The following is a 2,485-nucleotide window of genomic DNA, read 5'->3' as shown; positions in this document are numbered from 1 at the left end:
CTGCGGCAAGCAAGGTCGCGTTACCATTGGCAGCCGATCCTGTATCGAGGAGTACGTCGCCGCTGGTGGCGACCAGAGACAGGTTGCCGTTGGTGACGGTCGCGCTGGTCAGGCTGACGCCGGTCGAGGAAACGTCGACCGACGAGCCTGTGACATCGGCATTGCCGGTCGCCGAGACGGCGCCGAGGAAAGCCTGTCCGTTGGTCGCGGTGATCGCGACGTTGCGGTTGGCGCCGGCGGCGGAGACGGCGGTGCGGCCGCCGTTGGCACGCCCCCTGACGGTATTGAAGGCCGTGATCGTGGCATCGCCGTTGGTCGAGGATACGGTATCGGCATGCACGTCGCCGCTGGTGGCGACGAGCGAGAGTGCGCCGTTGGTTGCGGTGGCGCTCGTCAGGCTGATGCCGGTCGAGAGAATATCCACCGAAGCACCGATGACGCCCACATTGCCGTTCGCCGAGATCGCGCCGAGGAAAGCCTGTCCGTTCGTCGCGGTGATCGCGACATCGAAAATGCCGCCTCTGGCCGAAACCGTCGTGCGTCCGTTGCTGGTGCGTCCCTTGACGTTGTTGAACGCGGTGATCGTCGCATTGCCATTGGTCGCCGAAGCGGTGTCGACGAGGACATCGCCGCTGGTGGCAACGAGCGAGAGTGCGCCGTTGGTCGCGGTCGCGCTGTCGAGGCTGATGCCGGCGGCGGAGACATCGACTGACGAACCGGTGACGGTTGCGCTGCCGGGCGCGGAGACCGCGCCGAGGAAAGCGACGCCGTTGGTGGCGGTGACGGCGATATTGTTCGCCGAGATTGCTGCGCGCCCGTTGCTGGTGCGGCCCTTGACGTTGCTGAACGCGGTGAGGGTGGCATCGCCACCCGTTGCCGATGCGGTATCGACGAGGACATCGCCGCTGGTGGCGACCAGCGAGAGCGAACCATTGGTCGCGGTGGCGCTGGTCAGACTGACTCCGGACGAGGCGACGTCGACCGACGAACCGGAGACATCGGCATTGCCGGTAGCCGAGACGGCGCCGAGATAGGCTTGGCCATTGGTGGCGGTGATCGCGACGTTGCGGTTGGACCCGGCTGCCGAGACCGCGGCCCGTGCGCCCTCGGCGCGGCCCGCGACGCTGTTGAACGCGGTGATCGTCGCATTGCCGTTGGTGGCCGAGGCTGTGTCGACGAGGACATCGCCGCTGGTGGCAACGAGCGAGAGTGCGCCGTTGGTCGCGGTCGCGCTGTCGAGGCTGATGCCAGACGAAGAGACGTCGACTGACGAACCGGTGACGGTTGCGCTGCCGGGCGCGGACACCGCGCCGAGGAAGGCGAGGCCGTTGGTGGCGGTGACGGCGATATTGTTCGCCGAGATCGCCGCGCGGCCGTTGCTGGTGCGACCCTTGACGTTGCTGAACGCGGTGAGGGTGGCGTCGCCACCCGTTGCCGATGCGGTATCGACGAGGACATCCCCGCTGGTGGCGACGAGCGAGAGCGCGCCGTTGGTCGCGGTGGCGCTGGTCAGGCTGACTCCGGTCGAGGAGACGTCGACCGAGACGCCGGTGACATCGGCATTACCGGTGGCCGAGACGGCACCGAGATAGGCCTGCCCGCCGCTGGCGAGGATCGCGATGTTGCGGTTAGAGCCGGCGGAGGAGACCGCGGCGCGACCGTTGCTGGTGCGGCCCCTGACGGCACCGGACGAGGTCAGTGTCGCATCGCCATTGGTGGCCGAAGCGGTGTCGACGAGCAGATCGCCATCGGTCGCGACCAGTGAGAGCGCGCCATTGGTGGCGGTTGCGCTGGTCAGGCTGATGCTGGACGAGGAGACATCGACCGACGAACCGGTGACGCTGGCATTGCCGGTAGCGGAGACCGCCCCGAGGAATGCCTGTCCGTTGGTGGCGGTGATCGCGACGTTGCGGCTGGTGCCGGCGGCGGAGACGGTGGCCCGACCGTTGCTGGTGCGACCCTTGACGTTGTTGAACGCGGAGATCGTCGCGTTGCCGTTGGTGGCGGAGGCGGTGTCGACGAGGACGTCGCCGCTGGTGGCGACCAGCGAGAGTGCGCCGTTGGTCGCGGTCGCGCTGTCGAGGCTGATGCTGGCGGCCGAGACATCGACCGACGAACCGGTGACGGTTGCGCTGCCGGGCGCGGAGACCGCGCCGAGGAAGGCGACGCCGTTGGTGGCGGTGACGGCGATATTGTTCGCCGAGATCGCCGCGCGGCCGTTGCTGGTGCGGCCCTTGACGTTGCTGAACGCGGTGAGGGTGGCGTCGCCACCCGTTGCCGAGGCGGTATCGACGAGGACATCTCCGCTGGTGGCGACGAGTGAGAGCGCGCCGTTGGTCGCGGTGGCGCTGGTCAGGCTGACTCCGGACGATGAGACATCGACCGACGAACCGGTGACATCGGCATTACCCGTGGCGGAGACGGCGCCGAGGAATGCCTGTCCGTTGGTGGCGGTGATCGCCACGTTGCGGTTGGTACCCGCGGC

General features: G+C 68.0%; 1 protein-coding gene. It reads right to left on the bottom strand.

Annotated features, from left to right (window positions below):
• On the bottom strand, positions 1-2,485 hold a 2,485-nt coding region (locus BLS13_RS20835), incomplete at both ends, for a beta strand repeat-containing protein (RefSeq protein WP_176943709.1).

This window comes from Sphingomonas sp. YR710 (genome assembly GCF_900101455.1).
Taxonomy (GTDB): Bacteria; Pseudomonadota; Alphaproteobacteria; order Sphingomonadales; family Sphingomonadaceae; genus Rhizorhabdus.
Note: the sequence above shows the minus strand (reverse complement) of the source record. Positions and strands in the feature narration are given on the sequence as shown.